This is a genomic window from Pseudomonas sp. LRF_L74 (genome assembly GCF_965644255.1).
Lineage (GTDB): Bacteria > Pseudomonadota > Gammaproteobacteria > Pseudomonadales > Pseudomonadaceae > Aquipseudomonas.
In genome coordinates, this window is sequence record NZ_CBFFRH010000007.1 from 106099 (window position 1) to 122316 (window position 16218).

Annotated in this window: 12 protein-coding genes; 3 read left to right on the forward strand and 9 right to left on the reverse strand. The window is 64.9% G+C overall.

Features of this window, described 5'->3' with window-relative positions; translation table 11 throughout:
• Positions 1 to 38: 38 nt before the first annotated feature.
• The 3 genes from ACSZPK_RS18470 to ACSZPK_RS18480 all read right to left on the reverse strand — a co-directional run bounded on the left by ACSZPK_RS18470 (position 39) and on the right by ACSZPK_RS18480 (position 4475).
• Positions 39 to 2288, reverse strand: coding sequence for a FepA family TonB-dependent siderophore receptor (locus ACSZPK_RS18470; RefSeq protein ID WP_437882986.1), 2250 nt, complete (start codon positions 2286 to 2288; stop codon positions 39 to 41).
• Positions 2289 to 2416: 128 nt separating this feature from the next.
• Positions 2417 to 3760 carry a histidine kinase sensor domain-containing protein gene (locus tag ACSZPK_RS18475; protein ID WP_437882987.1) on the reverse strand — a complete coding sequence of 448 codons (1344 nt, stop codon included), beginning with the start codon at positions 3758 to 3760 and terminating at the stop codon, positions 2417 to 2419.
• A gap of 1 nt (position 3761) precedes the next feature.
• Entirely contained in the window at positions 3762 to 4475 is a 714-nt protein-coding gene (locus ACSZPK_RS18480) for a response regulator transcription factor (protein WP_437882988.1), read from the reverse strand.
• Between the two features lie 119 nt (positions 4476 to 4594).
• On the opposite strand from ACSZPK_RS18480, the gene ACSZPK_RS18485 reads away from it, so the two are divergent.
• From ACSZPK_RS18485 to ACSZPK_RS18495, 3 genes are all read left to right on the forward strand, one after another.
• A complete protein-coding gene (locus tag ACSZPK_RS18485) occupies positions 4595 to 7348 on the forward strand; it encodes a response regulator (protein ID WP_437883225.1) in 2754 nt (917 codons plus the stop codon).
• 286 nt (positions 7349 to 7634) lie between these two features.
• Positions 7635 to 8072 carry a hypothetical protein gene (locus ACSZPK_RS18490; RefSeq protein WP_437882989.1) on the forward strand — a complete coding sequence of 146 codons (438 nt, stop codon included), beginning with the start codon at positions 7635 to 7637 and terminating at the stop codon, positions 8070 to 8072.
• A complete protein-coding gene (locus ACSZPK_RS18495; RefSeq protein ID WP_437882990.1) occupies positions 8069 to 8473 on the forward strand; it encodes an META domain-containing protein in 405 nt (134 codons plus the stop codon). Before ACSZPK_RS18490 ends, ACSZPK_RS18495 begins: the two co-directional genes overlap by 4 nt.
• 88 nt (positions 8474 to 8561) lie before the next feature.
• Here ACSZPK_RS18495 and ACSZPK_RS18500 read toward each other — a convergent pair whose 3' ends face one another.
• The 6 genes from ACSZPK_RS18500 to ACSZPK_RS18525 form a co-directional block, all read right to left on the reverse strand.
• Positions 8562 to 11627, reverse strand: a complete 3066-nt coding sequence (locus ACSZPK_RS18500) for an efflux RND transporter permease subunit (protein ID WP_437882991.1) — start codon at positions 11625 to 11627, stop codon at positions 8562 to 8564.
• Positions 11624 to 12694 carry an efflux RND transporter periplasmic adaptor subunit gene (locus ACSZPK_RS18505; RefSeq protein ID WP_437882992.1) on the reverse strand — a complete coding sequence of 357 codons (1071 nt, stop codon included), beginning with the start codon at positions 12692 to 12694 and terminating at the stop codon, positions 11624 to 11626. The genes ACSZPK_RS18500 and ACSZPK_RS18505 overlap by 4 nt, the downstream gene beginning before the upstream one ends.
• Positions 12694 to 13776, reverse strand: a complete 1083-nt coding sequence (locus ACSZPK_RS18510; RefSeq protein WP_437882993.1) for an efflux RND transporter periplasmic adaptor subunit — start codon at positions 13774 to 13776, stop codon at positions 12694 to 12696. The genes ACSZPK_RS18505 and ACSZPK_RS18510 overlap by 1 nt, the downstream gene beginning before the upstream one ends.
• Positions 13777 to 13991: 215 nt before the next feature.
• On the reverse strand, positions 13992 to 14822 hold the full coding sequence (locus tag ACSZPK_RS18515) for an isocitrate lyase/PEP mutase family protein (RefSeq protein WP_437882994.1): 831 nt from the start codon (positions 14820 to 14822) through the stop codon (positions 13992 to 13994).
• 109 nt (positions 14823 to 14931) lie between these two features.
• Complete coding sequence (locus tag ACSZPK_RS18520; protein ID WP_437882995.1) at positions 14932 to 15786, reverse strand: DUF72 domain-containing protein; 855 nt, start codon at positions 15784 to 15786, stop codon at positions 14932 to 14934.
• Positions 15786 to 16133, reverse strand: a complete 348-nt coding sequence (locus ACSZPK_RS18525) for a hypothetical protein (protein WP_437883226.1) — start codon at positions 16131 to 16133, stop codon at positions 15786 to 15788. The genes ACSZPK_RS18520 and ACSZPK_RS18525 overlap by 1 nt, the downstream gene beginning before the upstream one ends.
• Between the last annotated feature and the right edge of the window lie 85 nt (positions 16134 to 16218).

The window sequence follows — 16218 nt, forward strand, 5'->3', positions numbered from 1 at the left end:
CAGGCGTATGCCTGGCGCAGTCGACGAACCATTGACGGTCAGAAGGTCGTGGTGATGGAGGCGTAATAAGCGCGCCCGGGCTCGTTGTAGGTGTTGGCGCCGTTGGAGGTCTGCCGGTAGAGGCGTTTGTCGAACATGTTGCTGACGCCGGCGCCGAACGACAGGTTCTTGTTCAGCGCGTAGGTGCCGCCAAGGCTCCAGACATGGTAGGCCTCGCGCTCGCTCAACTGGGTCGCCGCGGTGACCGCCACGGCAGTGGTCGGGTTGAAAATGCGCGGCTTCTGCTTGCCGTAGTAGGTGCCGGTCAGGTTCAGCGAGAGATCCTGGGTGACCTGCCAGTCGAGCATGGTGTTGACCGTGTACTTGGGCACGATGGTCAGCGGGTTGCCGTCCTTGTCTTCGTTGTGCTGCATATAGGTGAAGTTGGTGTTCCAGCTCAGGGTCTCGCCGGCCTCGCCCAGCAGCGGGATGCCGAGGTTGCCTTCCCAGCCCTTGATCACCGCATCCTGGGCGTTATCCCACTTGAGGATGCCGGCGTACTGGGTCGGGTTGTTCGGGTTGACCACGGTGCCGGTGACCACGTTGGAGGAGACGATCTTGTTCTCGTAGTCGTTGCGGAAATAGGTGACCCCAGCCGACCAGCCATCGCGCGCGAAGCTGATGCCGATCTCCTTGTTGATACTGATTTCAGGGTCCAGATCCGCGTTACCCAGTACGTAGCAACCACCCGAGCTGGTGGTCCCCGCGGCACAGCCGTTGCCGTTGCTGCGATACAGGTAGTTGGGGTTGAGCTGGTACAGGTTGGGTGCCTTGAAGGCACGGGCGATACCGCCCTTGAGGGTGATGTCCTCGGTGAGCTTGTAGGACGTGTTCAGGCTCGGGCTCCAGTTCGCACCGAACTGGTCGTGGTGATCCATGCGCAGGCCTGGCGTGAGAATCCAGTCTGGCGTCAGCTCGATGTTGTCCTCGACGAACACCGCCATGATGGTCGCGTCCATTGCGCTGGAACGGCCGGCGGCGGAGTTTTCCAGGGCATACCAGGAACCCGTGCCGATATCGCGGTCGAGGGTCGCCGGGTCGTCCATTTCCTGGCGGTTCCACTCGGCACCGACGGTCAGTACCTGAGACACCAGGGCCTGGAAAGGAATATCCAACTGGCCTTGCAGCAGATAGCTCTCGTAGGTGCTGGTCTGCTTCTCGGCATTGGCGCTGATGTTGCCGTCCACCGAGCCGGTCTGGCCTTCGTCCAGGCGGCTGTTGCGGGTGTTCTCGTACTGCATCAGCACGCGCGAAGAACCGAAGTCCCAATCGCCACGGTGGGTGATCGAGAAGTCCTGGCGGTACATGGTGTTGGTTTCACGCCCGACCCAGGCGCCGGTGGAGGTGGTAGGCGTCAGGGCATTGGCGCTGCTGCCGGTGCCGACATCGCCCGTGTAGATGTTGCCCTGGCGGCCAAAGCCCGCTTCGAAGTCGATGGTCTGGCGCTCGTCCGGCGTCCAGCTCAACAGGCCCTTGATGTCCTTGTTGCGCACGCCTTCGCGACCAGCGGCCAGGGTCGTGCCGGTGGCCAGGCTGTCCTGATTGATGTCGGCATCGTCGGCGTCGGTCTTGGCCAGGTTGCCGTAGACGCGGAAGGTCAGCGAATCGGTCAGCGGTCCGGCCAGGCTGAAGTTGGTACGCTTGGTCATGCCTTCGGCGTCGTCTTCCGGGATGCTGGTGAACGCCGTGATGGAACCGGACAGGGCCTTGGTCGGGCGCTTGGTGATGATGTTGACCACGCCGCCCATGGCCCCGGAGCCGTAACGCGCGGCCGCCGGGCCGCGCAGGACCTCGATGCTCTCGATCTGGTCCGCCGGCACCCAGTTGCTGTCGCCGCGGGTATCGCGCTCGCCGGCACGGGTATAGCGCACCGAGTTGCGCGAAGTGACCGGCTTGCCGTCGATCAGGATCAGGGTGTTTTCCGGCCCCATACCGCGCAGGTCGATCTGCCGGTTGTTGCCACGCGAGCCGCTGGAACTGTTGCCGGTCAGGTTGACGCCCGGCATCTTGCGCACGATTTCGGAGATGTCGTTAACCGGCGGGCGCTTCTTGATGTCCTCGGCGGTGATGGTCGATACGCCCGGAGCCTGCTTCAGCTCCTGCTCCGCGGTGCCCAGCACGTGGGTGTCCTGCAGTTCCAGAGTCTCGGCTTCGTCCAGCGCATCCTGGGTTTCCGCCTGCACGTGCATGGGTACGCTGGTGGCCAGCAAGGCCAGGGTCAGGTAGCTGAGCTTGAATGGGGATTGCATCGGCATCTCTCTCCTTGGTGTGACAATCGGACACGAAGCGAGCGCCTAGCAGCGATCTGCCGTCGTCTCCGGTCCGCAAGCGAGCAGATGATATTTATTGCTAATTGAGAATAAAGACTATTTACAAACTATACACTTGCCAGCCTCAGGTTCAGCCGCAGGCCGTCCTGGCCGTTCTCGGCCCAGAGTTCGCCGCCCTGCATGCGCACCGCGCCACGGGCGATGGCCAGGCCAAGTCCATAGCCTTCGCCTCCCGGCCTGGCCGCCGAGAGACGGGTAAAGGGACGAAAGATAGTCTCCAACTGCTGCGGCTCCACACCACCGCCCTGGTCTTCCAGATGCAGATGCCAGTGGCTGCCGACCCGCTCACCGCCCAGGCGCACCCAGCCTCCCGCCGGTGAATGGCGGATGGCATTGCGCAGGATGTTTTCCAGGGCCTGGGCCAGGCCGTTGAGATGCCCCCGCACCCGGCAATCGGCAGGCAGCTCGCAACGCAGCCGCTGCGCCGACCAGCCGCTCTCGAAACAGGCATTCTCGCCAAGCACGCCCCACAAGGCCGGCACATCGATTTCCTCCAGCTCAGGCTGCGGTCGTTCAGTGTCCAACCAGACCAGCTCCAGGGTGTCGTCGACCAGTTGCTGCATCCCCTGCACTTCCCGTTCGAGACGCTGACGCAGGGCCTCCAGGTCCGTGGCGCACTCTCCGGCAACGCGCAGGCGCGACAGCGGCGTGCGCAGCTCATGGGACAGATCGCGCAACAACTGGCGCTGATGGCTCACCGTGTGCTGCAGGCGCTCGGCCATGTGATCGAAGGCCCTGCCCAGTTCGCCCAACTCGTCACGCCGCCTGCTGAACGCCGGGGACACCCGGGTGTCCAGGCGATCCGCCCGCCAGGCGTCGGCACGCTCGCGCAGATGGTTGAGCGGTGCCACCAGTTGCCGATAGATCAGCACACACAGCAACAGCGCCAGCACACCCGGCGCCAGGCCATGGATCAGCAATTGCGAGGCCCGGCCGAAGCCCTCGGGAACGAAGCGCTTGGGCAACTGGATCAGCAATTGCCCGGAGCCCGGCTCACGCGGAAAGGGCACGTTGAGGTACAGCAGCCCCTTGGCCCGCACGCTCATCAACCCATCGGGGCTGCGCAGCATGCGTATGCGCTCGAAATCCTTGGGCGTCAGGTCGCGGGTCCCCAGGCTGTGCATGTCCCGACTGGTGACCGCCAGCCAACTGTCCGGCTCGCGCTCCGCCATCTGCCCCAGCCAGCGCTCGACCCCCTCGCGCCCGCCGCTGGACCAGGCCTGCTCGGCTTGCGCGGCGTAGGCATGCAACTGCTGGCGGGCATCGCGACTGAGCAACGAGCCGTTCTGCTGCAACAGGTTCGACCAATACCAGGTGCCCCAGGCAATCAGCAGGCAGACCCCCAGCAGCAGCGCCGCCAAGCGCCAGAACAGCGAGTACCTGGCCAGCATGTCAAGCGTCCTCGCGCTGGAACTGGAACAGATAGCCCTTGCCCCACGCCGTATCCAGCCGGCCACTCAGATACCCGATGCCTTGCAGCTTGCGCCGGATATGACTCACATGCATGTCCAGGCTGCGATCATGCTGGGAATAGGAGCGATGCAGGACCTGCTGGTAGAGAAACGGCTTGCTCAGCACCTCGCCAGCGTGGCGCACGAGTATCTCCAGCAGGCGATATTCAGTGCCGGTCAACTGTGCCCACTGGCCGTCGCGGCCGGCATCCTGGCGCTCGTCATCCAACTCAAGCTCCGGTGCATTGGCGGCCGGCGGCACGTTGCGCTCATAGGCGACCCGGCGCAACACCGCTTCGATGCGCACCACCATCTCGCTCATGCTGAACGGCTTGGGCAAATAATCGTCCGCGCCCTGGCTGAAGCCGGCGATGCGATCCTGTTCGGCGCCGAGGGCGGACATCAGGATCACCGGGATGCCCTTGCGCCGGCGCAGGTCGGCGAGAACCTCCAGGCCACTGGCGCCGGGTAGCAGGATATCCATGAGGATCAGGTCGAAGTCGCAGGTGCCGAGCAGCTCGCGAACAGCCTCGCCGTCATGACGCAAGGTCACATCGAAGCCACGCTCGCTCAGATGGCTGCTCAGGTGGGAGGCGAGTACCGGGTCGTCCTCGATGGCAAGAATCCGAGGGACCGTCTGGATGGCTGTGAGCATAGGAGGAATGATTGCGGATGAGAATGGTTCCTCATGATCGCATTACGTCGACTTTCCTGCATATTCCTGATCATCGAATCGTTACACTGCGCAAGTCATTTATCCAAGGGCGTATGAGCGTGTTCAAGGAACTGGGCATAAAAGGCCGCGTGCTGCTCCTCACTCTGCTTCCCACCAGTCTTCTGGCACTGGTCCTCGGCGGTTATTTCACCTGGATGCAACTGGCCGACCTCAAGGATCAGCTACAGCGGCGCGGCGAACTGGTGGTCCAGCAACTGGCGCCCCTGGCCGCGCCCTCCCTGGCCCGCAACGACGCCAAGCGCCTGGAGCGCATGGCCAAGGAAACCCTCAACCAGGACGACGTGCGCGCGGTCGGCTTCCTCTCCAACGACCGCCAGCCGCTGGCCCAGGCCGGCCCGAAGATGCTCACTCCGGCGCCACTGAGCGACGGCAGCCCGCTGATGCACAACAGCAGCGAAGATGCCACGCGCTTCCTGCTGCCGGTCTACGAGCGTCATCGCGTACTGGCTGGCGAGGAATACGACACCGACGGCGACCGCCTGATCGGCTGGATCGAGCTGGAGCTGTCCCACCACCGGACGCTGCTGCAGGGCTACCGCAGCATGCTCACCAGCCTGCTGCTGATCATCACCGGGCTGGCCGTCACCGCCCTGCTCGCCCTGCGCATGAGCCGCTCGATCAACGAGCCGCTGCGGCGCATCACCCAGGGTGTCGCGCAGCTCAAGGACGGCAACCTGCACACCCGCCTGCCGGCCCTCGGCAACAGCGAACTGGATGAATTGGCCTCCGGCATCAACCGCATGGCCGAGTCGCTGCAAAGCGCCCAGGACGAACTGCAACACAGCATCGACCAGGCCACCGAGGACGTACGCCAGAACCTGGAAACCATCGAGATCCAGAACATCGAACTGGATTTCGCCCGCAAGGAAGCCCTGGAGGCGAGCCGGATCAAATCCGAATTCCTCGCCAACATGAGCCACGAGATCCGCACCCCGCTCAACGGTATCCTCGGCTTCACCAATCTGCTGCAGAAGAGCGAGCTGAACCCGCGCCAGCTGGACTACCTGGGCACCATCGAGAAATCCGCGGAAAACCTGCTCGTGATCATCAACGAAGTCCTCGACTTCTCGAAGATCGAAGCGGGCAAGCTGATCCTGGAAAACCTGCCGTTCAACCTGCGCGACCTGATCCAGGACACCCTCACCATCCTCGCCCCCGCCGCCCACGAAAAGCAGCTGGAGCTGGTCAGCCTGATCTACCGCGACACCCCGCTATCGGTGCAGGGCGATCCGCTGCGCCTGAAGCAGGTGCTGACCAACCTGGTGAGCAACGCCATCAAGTTCACCCGCGAGGGCGGCATCACCGTGCGCGCCATGCTCGAAGAGGAAAGCGACGACCGCGCGCAACTGCGCATCAGCGTGCAGGACACCGGCGTCGGCCTGTCCGATGACGACATGCGCGCACTGTTCCAGGCCTTCAGCCAGGCCGACAACTCGCTGTCGCGCCAGGCCGGCGGCACGGGCCTGGGCCTGGTCATTTCCAAACGCCTGATCGAACAGATGGGCGGCGAGATCGGTGTCGACAGCAGCCCTGGCACCGGCTCGGAATTCTGGATCAGCCTCAACCTGCCGAAGAGCCACGACGATGGCGATGCGCTTTCGCGCCTGCAACTCAACGGGCGTCGCGCGGCCCTGCTGGAAAGCCACGAACTGACCCACCAGGCGCTTACCCACCAACTTGAGGATTGCGGCCTGGAAGTGCTGCCCTTCGCCAACATCGAGGCCCTGCTGGAAAGCGTCACCACCCGCCACCAGGGCGAGCAGCACATCGATCTCGCGGTGCTTGGCGTGCGTGTGCGGGAGTTGCCGCCCGAACAGCTGCGCCAGTACATCTGGGAGCTCGACCAGCTCGGCTGCAAGACCCTGTTGCTCTGCCCGACCACCGAGCAGGCGCTGTACCACGAAGCGCTGCTGGACACCGGCAACCAGTTGCAGGCCAAGCCGGTCTGCACGCGCAAGCTGCACCGCGCCCTGTGCGACCTGATCAGCCCGCGCCAGTCGCGCATCGACACCCGCGCCCCGCTGACCAGCCGTGCGCCACGCCTGCTGTGCGTCGACGACAATCCAGCCAACCTGATGCTGGTGGAAACCCTGCTCGGCGACATGGGCGCCGAAGTGATCGCCGTGGACAGTGGCTATGCCGCGCTGGAAAGCGTTCAGCGCAACAACTTCGACCTGGTGTTCATGGATGTGCAGATGCCCGGCATGGATGGGCGCCAGACCACCGAGGCGATTCGCCAGTGGGAACACGAGCGCGAACGCAGCCCCATGCCCATCGTCGCCCTGACCGCCCATGCCCTGGCCAATGAAAAGCGGGCCCTGTTGCAGAGCGGCCTGGACGACTACCTGACCAAACCGATCAACGAGCGGCAACTGGCCCAGGTCGTGCTCAAGTGGACCGGTCTGGCCCTGCGCGCCAATACACCGGCCGCCCTCGACCAGGCGCCGGCCAGCAGCAGCCTGCGTATTCTCGATGTCGAGGAAGGCCTGCGCCTGGCCGCTGGCAAGGCCGACCTGGCGGCCGACATGCTGGGTATGCTGCTCGCCTCCCTGGACGCCGACCGCCAGGCGATCCGCCAGGCACGCGAAGTGGACGACCGCACCACCCTGATCGAACGCGTGCACCGGCTGCATGGCGCAACCCGCTACTGTGGCGTACCCCAGCTACGCGCGGCCTGTCAGCGCAGCGAAACCCTGCTCAAGCAGGACGACCCCGGCTATAACGCCGCACTGGATGAACTGGACGCCGCTATCGCTCGCCTGGCTGACGAAGCACACAACGTCACGCCTTAGGGGCTACTGGCACTTCAGATCAGGTGGCTGCGTCGAGGCAGAAGCGGACGTTCGTGCGATGACCGTTATTACTCGGTGTATTTAGCCGTCATTCCCGCGCAGGCGGGAACCCAATAAAAAAGCGCTTCTGGGTTCCCGCCTGCGCGGGAATGACGATTGAGGGTAGAGCTGGCGTCCGCTTCAACCTCGCAGTTGCCATTCGGCGCCCCCGCAAGCTGAAACGCTCTGGCATGAAACGGAGACAGGCCCTATCCGTGGTAGCATCCGCGCATTTTCCGGAGGCACCATGGCCGAGCACGATTTCCGCTATACCCTGTTCAACCCTGCCCACACCCTGATCGAGTGCCGCGCCCTGGCACCCGGCCGTTATCAGGTCACCGGCAACGGTGGCGCCATCCAGAACGGCGACGTCCTGCTGGTCACCCTCAAGGGCAGCCGCAGCCTCACCCTGCGCCTGGAAGTGGAAAAGGTCCGTCACCTGATCAACCCGCCGGGCCAATGGCTGGCCGTGGCCACCGGCCCGGTGTTCCGCGAGCTGTCGATCCTCAACTGGCAGGTCAAGTGCGACAGCTGTAGCAAGGTGCTCGACTTCGAATTCGCCGTCGACGCGGCCCTCGGCGAGGCGGCTCGCCAGCCGGCGGCCGAAGCCCGCATCCATGAACTGGGCTGGCGCAACCTCGACGGCCAGCACCGCTGCCCCCGCTGCCTGGAAGGAACCCCATGAAACGCATTGCCGGCCTGACGCTGATCGCCTCCAGCCTGCTCGGTTGCGCTGCCGAGCCTGTCAGGCTGGAACAGGAAAGGACTTACCAGGTGGAGTGGATCGGTGGGCGCCCATTGATCGATAACAGCCGCCTCAGCGTCACCTTCGGCGAAGATCAACGCGCCTACGGCAACGCCGGCTGCAACCACTGGTTCGCCCACTACAGCCTGGACGGCGAAAGGCTCAGCTTCGGCCCACCCGGCAACACGCGCAAACGCTGCGCACCAGCCTTGATGGAACAGGAAAAACGCTTCCTAGACGCCCTCGGCAAGGTGCAACGCTGGGATATTTCCTCCCAGCAGCAACTGCGCCTGTGGCCCACCGAAGGCAAGCCAATCCGGCTGTGGCTGGAGAATCGCTGAGGCAGCGAGCGCCGCATGCCCCAAGCGCCAAGCGCCAAGCGCCAAGCCGTAGACTCCGAGCCGCGTCCAACTCGTACGACCACCCACCTTAGTGGCTTGCGGTCGCGCCCGCCTCATCCTCGCGCACCCGGTACCAGGCCACGTACAAGGCAGGCAGGAACAGCAACGTCAGCAGCGTCGCACTGAAGATCCCACCGATCATGGCGTAGGCCATCGGCCCCCAGAACACTTCGCGGGCGATGGGGATCATACCCAGGCTGGCCGCGGCGGCGGTCAGCAGGATCGGCCGGCGGCGGTGATGGGTCGCCTCGATCACCGCCTGCCAGCGGCTGTAGCCCTCGGCAATGAAGGCGTCGATCTGGGTCACCAGGATCACCGAGTTGCGGATGATGATGCCGATCAGCGCGAGGATACCGAGGATCGCCACGAAGCCCATGGGCGTGCCGGTCGGCACCAGGGCCAGGACCACGCCAATCAACCCCAGCGGCGCCACGCTGAACACCAGGAACATCTTCTGCACGCTGTGCAACTGGATCATCAGGAAGGTGGCCATGAGAAACAGCATCAGCGGCACCACCTGGGCAATCGGCCCCTGGGCCTTGCCGCTCTCCTCGACCACGCCGCCCACCGCCACCTTGTAGCCGTCCGGCAGCTTGTCGGAGAAGGCGCGGATCTGCGGTTCCAACTGATACACCAGGTCGGTCGGCTGGATGCTGCCGTTGACCGCCGACTTGAGGGTGATGGTCGGCTTGCGGTCACGCCGCCACACCAGCGGCTGCTCCAGTTCGTAGCGCACGGTGGCGAAGGCGCGCAGCGGAATCGAGGTGCCGCTGGAGTTGGCGATCTGCAGGTTCTCCAGGGTCTCCGGCGAACTGCGCTCACTGTCCTCGGCGCGGCCGATGACATTGATCAGGTAGATGTCGTCCTTGACCTGGGTCACGGTCACCCCGCTGACCACGCTGTTGAGCACCTTGGCCACGTCTTCGGAAGAAAGCCCCAGTTGCCGCGCGCGATCCTGGGCGATGTCGATGCGCAGCACCTTGCCCGGCTCGCTCCAGTCATAGATGGTCTCGCCGATATACGGGTTCTGGTCGAGCATGCCGGCCAGTTGCAGGGCCAGGGTGCGTACCTTGTCGAGGTCCGGGCCGCTGACCCGGTACTGGATCGGCCGGCCCACCGGCGGGCCCATTTCCAGCGGCTGGACGAAGGTGCTGACACCGACGAACTCGTCGCGCAGGCGCTGTTTCAGGCGGGCCATCAAGCGCCCGCGCGATTCCAGGTCCTTGCTCACCACCACGACCTGGGCATAGAAGGGATTCTGCAACTGCTGGTCCAACGGCAGGTAGAAACGCACCGCGCCCTGGCCAATGTAGGTACTCCAGCGCTCGATGTCGGGATCATCCTTGAGCAGCGCCTCGAGCCGGTCGACCTGGGCACGGGTCTCGTTGATCGACACGTTCTTCGCCAGGTTGAGGTCGATCAGCAGCTCCGGCCGGTCCGACGTGGGGAAGAACTGGTTCTGCACGAAGCGCATGCCGAAGATCGATCCGGCGAACAGCGCCACGGTGATGCCGATGGTCCACCAGCGGTGACGCATCGCCAGTTGCAGGCCGCGATCGAAACCACGCTCGACCCGCCCCGGTGGCTTCTCGCCCTTGTGGCCGAGGGACTTGGGCAGGATATGCACGGCGATCACCGGGGCGAACAACACGGCGACGATCCAGGAAAACAGCAGCGCCGCGGCGATCACCGCGAACAGGGTGAAGGTGTATTCCCCCGCCGCGCTGCCATTGAGACCGATGGGCACGAAGCCAGCGACCGTGACCAGGGTGCCGGTGAGCATCGGGAAAGCCGTGGAGGTGTAGGCGAAGGTGCCGGCATCGTGCAACGAGTCGCCCTTCTCCAGGCGCGTGACCATCATTTCCACGGTGATCATCGCATCGTCCACCAGCAGGCCGAGGGCGATGATCAGCGCGCCCAGGGAAATCCGCTGCATGGTGATGCCGCTGTATTCCATGAACATGAACACCATGGCCAGCACCAGCGGGATCGAACAGGCGACCACCAGGCCGGCGCGCACGCCGAGGCTGACGAAACTCACCGCCATGACGATGATCACCGCCTCGAACAGCGCGCGGGTGAAACCGCTGACCGCCTCCTCGACGACCTTGGCCTGGTCGGAGACGGTATGCAGGTCGACCCCGACCGGCAATTCATTGGTCAGTTCGCCCATTTTCCGGTGCAGCGCTTCGCCGAAAGTCTGCACGTTGCCACCGTCGCGCATGGCGATGGCCAGGCCGATGGCCGGTTCGCCGTTATAGCGGAACAGGGTCTGCGGCGGATCGACGTAGCCACGGCTGATCTCGGCGATATCGGCCAGGCGATAGAAGCGATCCTGCAGGCGCAGGTTGACGTTGCGCAGGTCTCGCTCGGAAGCGAACTGGCCGCTGGTGCGCACGGAAATACGCTCGGCACCGGCCTCGATCACGCCAGAGGGGGTTACCGCGTTCTGTGCCTGCAACGCACCGAGCACCTGGTTCTGGCTGATGCCGAGGGCGGCCAGCTTGCGCGTGGAGAAACTCAGGTAGAGCACTTCGTCCTGGGCCCCGATCATCTGGATCTTGCCGATATCCGGCACACTGCGGATATCCGCGCGCACCCGCTCGACATAGTCGCGTAGCTGGCGTGGGCTCAAACCATCGCCGGTGAAGGCATAGATCGAGCCGAACACGTCGCCGAACTCGTCGTTGAACGCGGGTCCCTGGAGGCCCTGGGGAAACTCGCCCTGGATGTCGTTGATCTTCTTGCGCACCTCGTACCAGATGTCCGGCACGGTGGAAGCCTTGGTGGTGTCGCGCAGGAACACCATGATGGTCGAGCGGCCCGGCGTGGTGTAGCTCTTGGTGTAGTAGAGCGAGTCGAGTTCTTCGAGCTTCTTCTCGATGCGGTCGGTGACCTGGTTGAGGGTTTCGTCCACCGTGGCGCCGGGCCAACTGGTCTGGATCACCATGGTCTTGATGGTGAAGGACGGGTCTTCCTCGCGGCCGAGGTTGAAGTAGGCAATCACCCCCATCAGCAGGGCGACGAACATCAGGTACCAGACGAAGGACTGATGCCGCAGGGCCCAGTCCGACAGGTTGAATCCTTGCTTCATGGCTGTACGCCCCCGCCCAGCTTGACCGCCTGGCCATCGCGCAGGTCATTGACCCCGGCGCGGACCACCTTTTCCCCCGCTTGCAGGCCGCCGGCGACACTGACGAGACCGTCGTCGTGGGTGACCACCTGCACCACGCGCGGATGGACCACACTGCGTTCGGCATCGATCACCCAGACCCGGGTCTTGCCATCGACCGTCTGCACCGCGCCCACCGGCAGCACACTCAGTGCGGCCATCGGCCGCGACAGGCTGACGCTGATCGAAGTCCCCAGGCGCAGCGCCTCGGGCGTCTCATCCAGGCTCAAGCGCACACGCCGGGTGCGCGTACCGGACTCGGCGCGCGGTTCGACCTCGCGCACCTGGCCACGGGTTTTCAACGTAGGGTCGAGCTGCGAGACAATGTCATAACGCACATCGGCATCGAGGCCATCGGCCAGCGACAGCGGCAGATCGAACACCGCCTCCTTGACCTCCGGCCGTGCCAGCGTCACCACCTCCTGCCCTGCCGCCACCACCTGTCCGGCTTCGGCATGCCAGGCGGTGACCACCCCGGTGAAGTCGCTGGTCAGGCTGCTGTAGCCGAGGCGATCGCGCGACTGGCTGGCGCTGGCCTTGGCCTGGTCGCGATTGCTCAAGGCGTTGCTCAATTGCGTCTGCGCCTGTTCCAGGTTGGCCTTGGCACCGACGCCACGGGCGAACAGTTCCTGCTGGCGCTTGGCATCGGCCTGGGCATTGATCAACTGCGCCTGGGCCCGGGCCAGATCGCCCTCGCTGGCGCGCAGGGCGTTCTGCTGGTCGGTGGGGTCGAGCGTGGCCAGCGCCGTGCCGGCCTCCACCTGGCTGCCCACATCGACCAGGCGCCGGGCGATACGCCCTGGCACACGAAAGCCCAGGGTCGTCTCGTAGCGCGCCTGGATGCTGCCAGCGAAACGGCCGAGTTGCCGTTCGGTCTGCGGCTTGACCTCGACGTACAGCACCGGCCTGACCGGCGCCGCGGGTTCCGCTTCCTTGTCGCAGCCTGCCAATGCCCCAAGTATCAGTAGCGCGCCTATGCGTCGGTTCATCATTGGCCTTCCCTGGCGATATCCACGGTCTGTTGCGGATGCAGCAGTTGCCCACCGGCCACCACGATGCGGTCCCCCTCGGCGACACCGGCGCTGATGATCACCTTGTCGGTCAGGTAACGGCCGACCCGTACCGGTCGCAGTTGCGTACGCCCCTGCGCGTCCAGGCGCCAGACCGCCGGCTCGTGCTCGGCCTTGGTCAGGGCCGACCAGGGCAGCTCGAAGCTGCGCGTGGCAGCCGCATCGACCGTGGCACTGACCGCGGCCCCCAGGCCCATGGCCTCGGGTACCTCGTCCAGGGCCACCTTGACCTGCACCGTACCGGACTGTGCCGAGACGGTCGGCGTCACCTCACGGACATGGCCGCTGGCCCGTACCTTGGGATCATCGAGCAGCACCACCTCGATGTTCTGTCCCGGTGGCGCGGCCAGCAGCGCTTCATAGACGTTGAACACGGCGTCGCGCTCGCCGGCGCGCGCCAGGGTGAAGATCGGTGCGGTGGCCTGCACCACCTGCCCCACTTCGGCCTGGCGCGCGATGATCACGCCGTCGGCCTCGGCCTTGAGATCGGTGTAGCCAAGCTGTTCGCGGGCATCGGCCAGTTGCGCCTCGGCGGCGGCCAGGCTGTTCTTGGCGCTGCGCTGGTTGGCCAGCGCGGCATCGTATTCGCTGCGGCTGGTATAGCCCTTGGGCAGCAGTTGCTGCTGGCGCCAGAGGTTGGCTTCAGCCAGTTTGTGCTGGCTGCGGGCGGCATCGGCGGCGGCCTGGGCGGCGTTCAGGTTGTTCTGCTGGTCCTGCGGGTCGAGCCGCGCCAGCACCTGCTCGGCCTTGACCTGGTCACCGACCTCGACCAGACGCTCGATGACCTTGCCGGCGACACGAAACGACAGATCGCTCTGCACCCGCGCCTGGATATCGCCGGTAATCGAAGCGCTGGCCACGTAGTCGCTGCCGTGTGCTTCGATCACCCGCACCAGAGGGGGCTCCTTGACGGGGATGGAATCGTCACCACAGCCCGCGAGCGTGGCGATGGTGGCAACGGCCAGCCAGAGAGGCAGCGGTCGCGCGGGCAGCCCGGTCATGCAAACTCCTTGTGCGGGTGGATCGTCCGAATGCCTGGCCGGGATGTGCGCCGGTCATGGCTTCGAAATTGTTGTGATGCGCCTGCCAGCTTCATGCGCCGGTTCCCCAGGGGAACTATCGGCTGCATGAGCGGGGCGAGTGCTGATTTATACAGTGAAACGCTTCGCGTTACATGTCCTGAGTGTGACTGGATGGTCAATCGGCGACAGCGCCATCAGCCCTCGAACAAGGCATTGATCCGCTCGAACGGCATGGCGTTGCCGACGGCCGACAGGCTGCGCTCGCCGAACAGTTGCCGGGAGGCATCGAAGAAGGCGCCATAGGCGACTCGCGCCAGGCTCGAGCCGAGGCTGACGCGCTTCACGCCGAGTTCGGCCAACTCATCCAGGCTGAGTCTCAGGGCCGGCAAGCCGACCAATATGTTCAGCGGTTTGGGCGCCACTGCCGCGACCACCTCGCTTATCTGTTCGCGGGTAGTCAGGCCTGGCGCGTAGAGCACGTCGGCCCCGGCATCGGCATACGCCTTGAGACGATGGATGGTGTCGTCCAGATCAGGCCGGCCATTGAGGAAGTTCTCCGCCCGCGCCGCGAGCGTGAAGGCGAACGGCAGCGAGCGCGCCGCCTCGGCAGCGGCGCGGATGCGCTCGACGGCCAGCTCGAAGGCGTAGATCGGATCGCTCGCGCGCCCCGAGGCATCTTCGATGGAGCCGCCGACCAGGCCGATCCGGGCCGCCAGCCGAATGGTCCGGGCGCAATCCTCGGGCCCATCGCCATAGCCATTCTCCAGATCGGCGGCCACCGGCAACGGCGTCGCCTCGACGATGGCACGGGCATTGGCCAGCGCCTCCTCCCGCCCCACCGCCCCCTGCGCATCCGGCCTGCCCAGGGAAAAGGCCAGGCCGGCGCTGGTGCTGGCCAAGGCTTCGCAACCGAGGCTGGCGAGCAGCTTCGCCGAACCGGCATCCCAGGGGTTGGGCAGGATGAACAGACCGTCTCGCTGGTGCAGCGCACGAAAGGTCTCGGCGCGCTGGGCTTGGCTGGGCATGGAGAACGTCCTTGATGGGTGTACGGGGTCAGCATTTCAGCATGGATGGGCATTGCGCAGGCGTGTTCAACGCCGTTTAGCCGACGCGCAGCAAATCCTCAACAGGTTCTCAGAGCAAGCCAAGCTGCTCCACCGCCGGCTCGATCACAGGCAGAGCCGGCAGCCCTGGCAAACGCTCGCCCAGGCAGGCATGAAAACGCCGCGCCTGGGCCGCCGCCAACTGGTTATCGGGGGTATGCAGGAATACATAGGGCACCAGCCCTTGTTCGATCCAGGCTGCAACCTTGTCGATCCAGGGTTCGAGGAACGGCTGGTTGGCCTGCAGGTCCGGGCCGCCGATGAAACGCACCTGCGGGCTGGCACTGAACGCCGCCGGGCGGATCGGCAAGCGCGGCTTTTTCGATTGAGCATGCAGGACCGCCGGATCGCTGGAGGTGCAACTGAACAACGCTCGCGAATCCAGGCAGATGCGCTCCACACCACGCTCGAGCAGCAGACGATTGAGTTCCCGCTCGGCCTCGCCCTTGTCGAAGAATGCCGGATGGCGCACCTCCACGGCGATCCGTCGGGAGGAAAAAGCGTCCAGCCAGTCGATCAGCTCGCCCAGGCGCTGCGGGCCAAAACTGGCCGAGAGCTGTAACCACAGTGGCGCCACCTTCTCCTCCAGGGGCGCGAGCAGGTCGAGAAAGTCGCGCGTCGCGGCAAACTGGTCGCGCAGGTCACCTTCATGGCTGATATCACGTGGCAGCTTGGCGCAGAACCGAAAGCCGCCTGGCATCTGCTGTGCCCAGCGCTGCACGGTGTCCACAGAGGGGCGCGCATAGAAGGTGGTGTTGCCCTCCACGGCATTGAACATCTGTGTGTATTGGTTGAGGAAATCGCTCTGCCGGCAATCGTCGCTGAAGGCGACGCCACGCCAGGCGGGTTCGCTCCACGAAGGACAACCGAGGAAATAAGGCAGCATCAGGCGTACAGGTCGAGGCCGAGGACTTCCGTGGCGTCAAGCTCGTTGGTATAGGAAGCGGTATTGCCATAGGCGGCCAGCGCCTGGTTGGCCTTGGCACTGAGGGAGCGCTGCTGCTCCAAGCTGTCGCGCACGCTGACCGGCAGGTTGTCACTGCTGGCATTGCTCGACTGTACGCGGCGAATCTGCGCGACCTGCTCGAAGCCTTGCGTGCTGGACGGCGTCGAGGTGGTTTGCGTCGTGCTCTGCTCGACTTCCCGCTGCGCCTCGCGATAAGGCGTGACCGCACTGCCCGGGCGGGGCGTGCGGTCCAGCGAGTAGGAAGAGGTAAAGCCGTCGATACGCATCGGATACATGCTCGATTCAGGTGATGGCAATTTAGCGACGCGCAAGGCACTTGGCAAATGTTCCGCATGCGGCGCCAGACGGAAG

Bases quoted from the DNA above. Each gene is read 5' to 3' on its own strand.
- ACSZPK_RS18470 (WP_437882986.1), bottom strand. From the start codon at position 2,288: ATGCAATCCCCATTCAAGCTCAGCTACCTGACCCTGGCCTTGCTGGCC.
- ACSZPK_RS18475 (WP_437882987.1), bottom strand. From the start codon at position 3,760: ATGCTGGCCAGGTACTCGCTGTTCTGGCGCTTGGCGGCGCTGCTGCTG.
- ACSZPK_RS18480 (WP_437882988.1), bottom strand. From the start codon at position 4,475: ATGCTCACAGCCATCCAGACGGTCCCTCGGATTCTTGCCATCGAGGAC.
- ACSZPK_RS18490 (WP_437882989.1), top strand. From the start codon at position 7,635: ATGGCCGAGCACGATTTCCGCTATACCCTGTTCAACCCTGCCCACACC.
- ACSZPK_RS18495 (WP_437882990.1), top strand. From the start codon at position 8,069: ATGAAACGCATTGCCGGCCTGACGCTGATCGCCTCCAGCCTGCTCGGT.
- ACSZPK_RS18500 (WP_437882991.1), bottom strand. From the start codon at position 11,627: ATGAAGCAAGGATTCAACCTGTCGGACTGGGCCCTGCGGCATCAGTCC.
- ACSZPK_RS18505 (WP_437882992.1), bottom strand. From the start codon at position 12,694: ATGAACCGACGCATAGGCGCGCTACTGATACTTGGGGCATTGGCAGGC.
- ACSZPK_RS18510 (WP_437882993.1), bottom strand. From the start codon at position 13,776: ATGACCGGGCTGCCCGCGCGACCGCTGCCTCTCTGGCTGGCCGTTGCC.
- ACSZPK_RS18515 (WP_437882994.1), bottom strand. From the start codon at position 14,822: ATGCCCAGCCAAGCCCAGCGCGCCGAGACCTTTCGTGCGCTGCACCAG.
- ACSZPK_RS18520 (WP_437882995.1), bottom strand. From the start codon at position 15,786: ATGCTGCCTTATTTCCTCGGTTGTCCTTCGTGGAGCGAACCCGCCTGG.
- ACSZPK_RS18525 (WP_437883226.1), bottom strand. From the start codon at position 16,133: ATGCGTATCGACGGCTTTACCTCTTCCTACTCGCTGGACCGCACGCCC.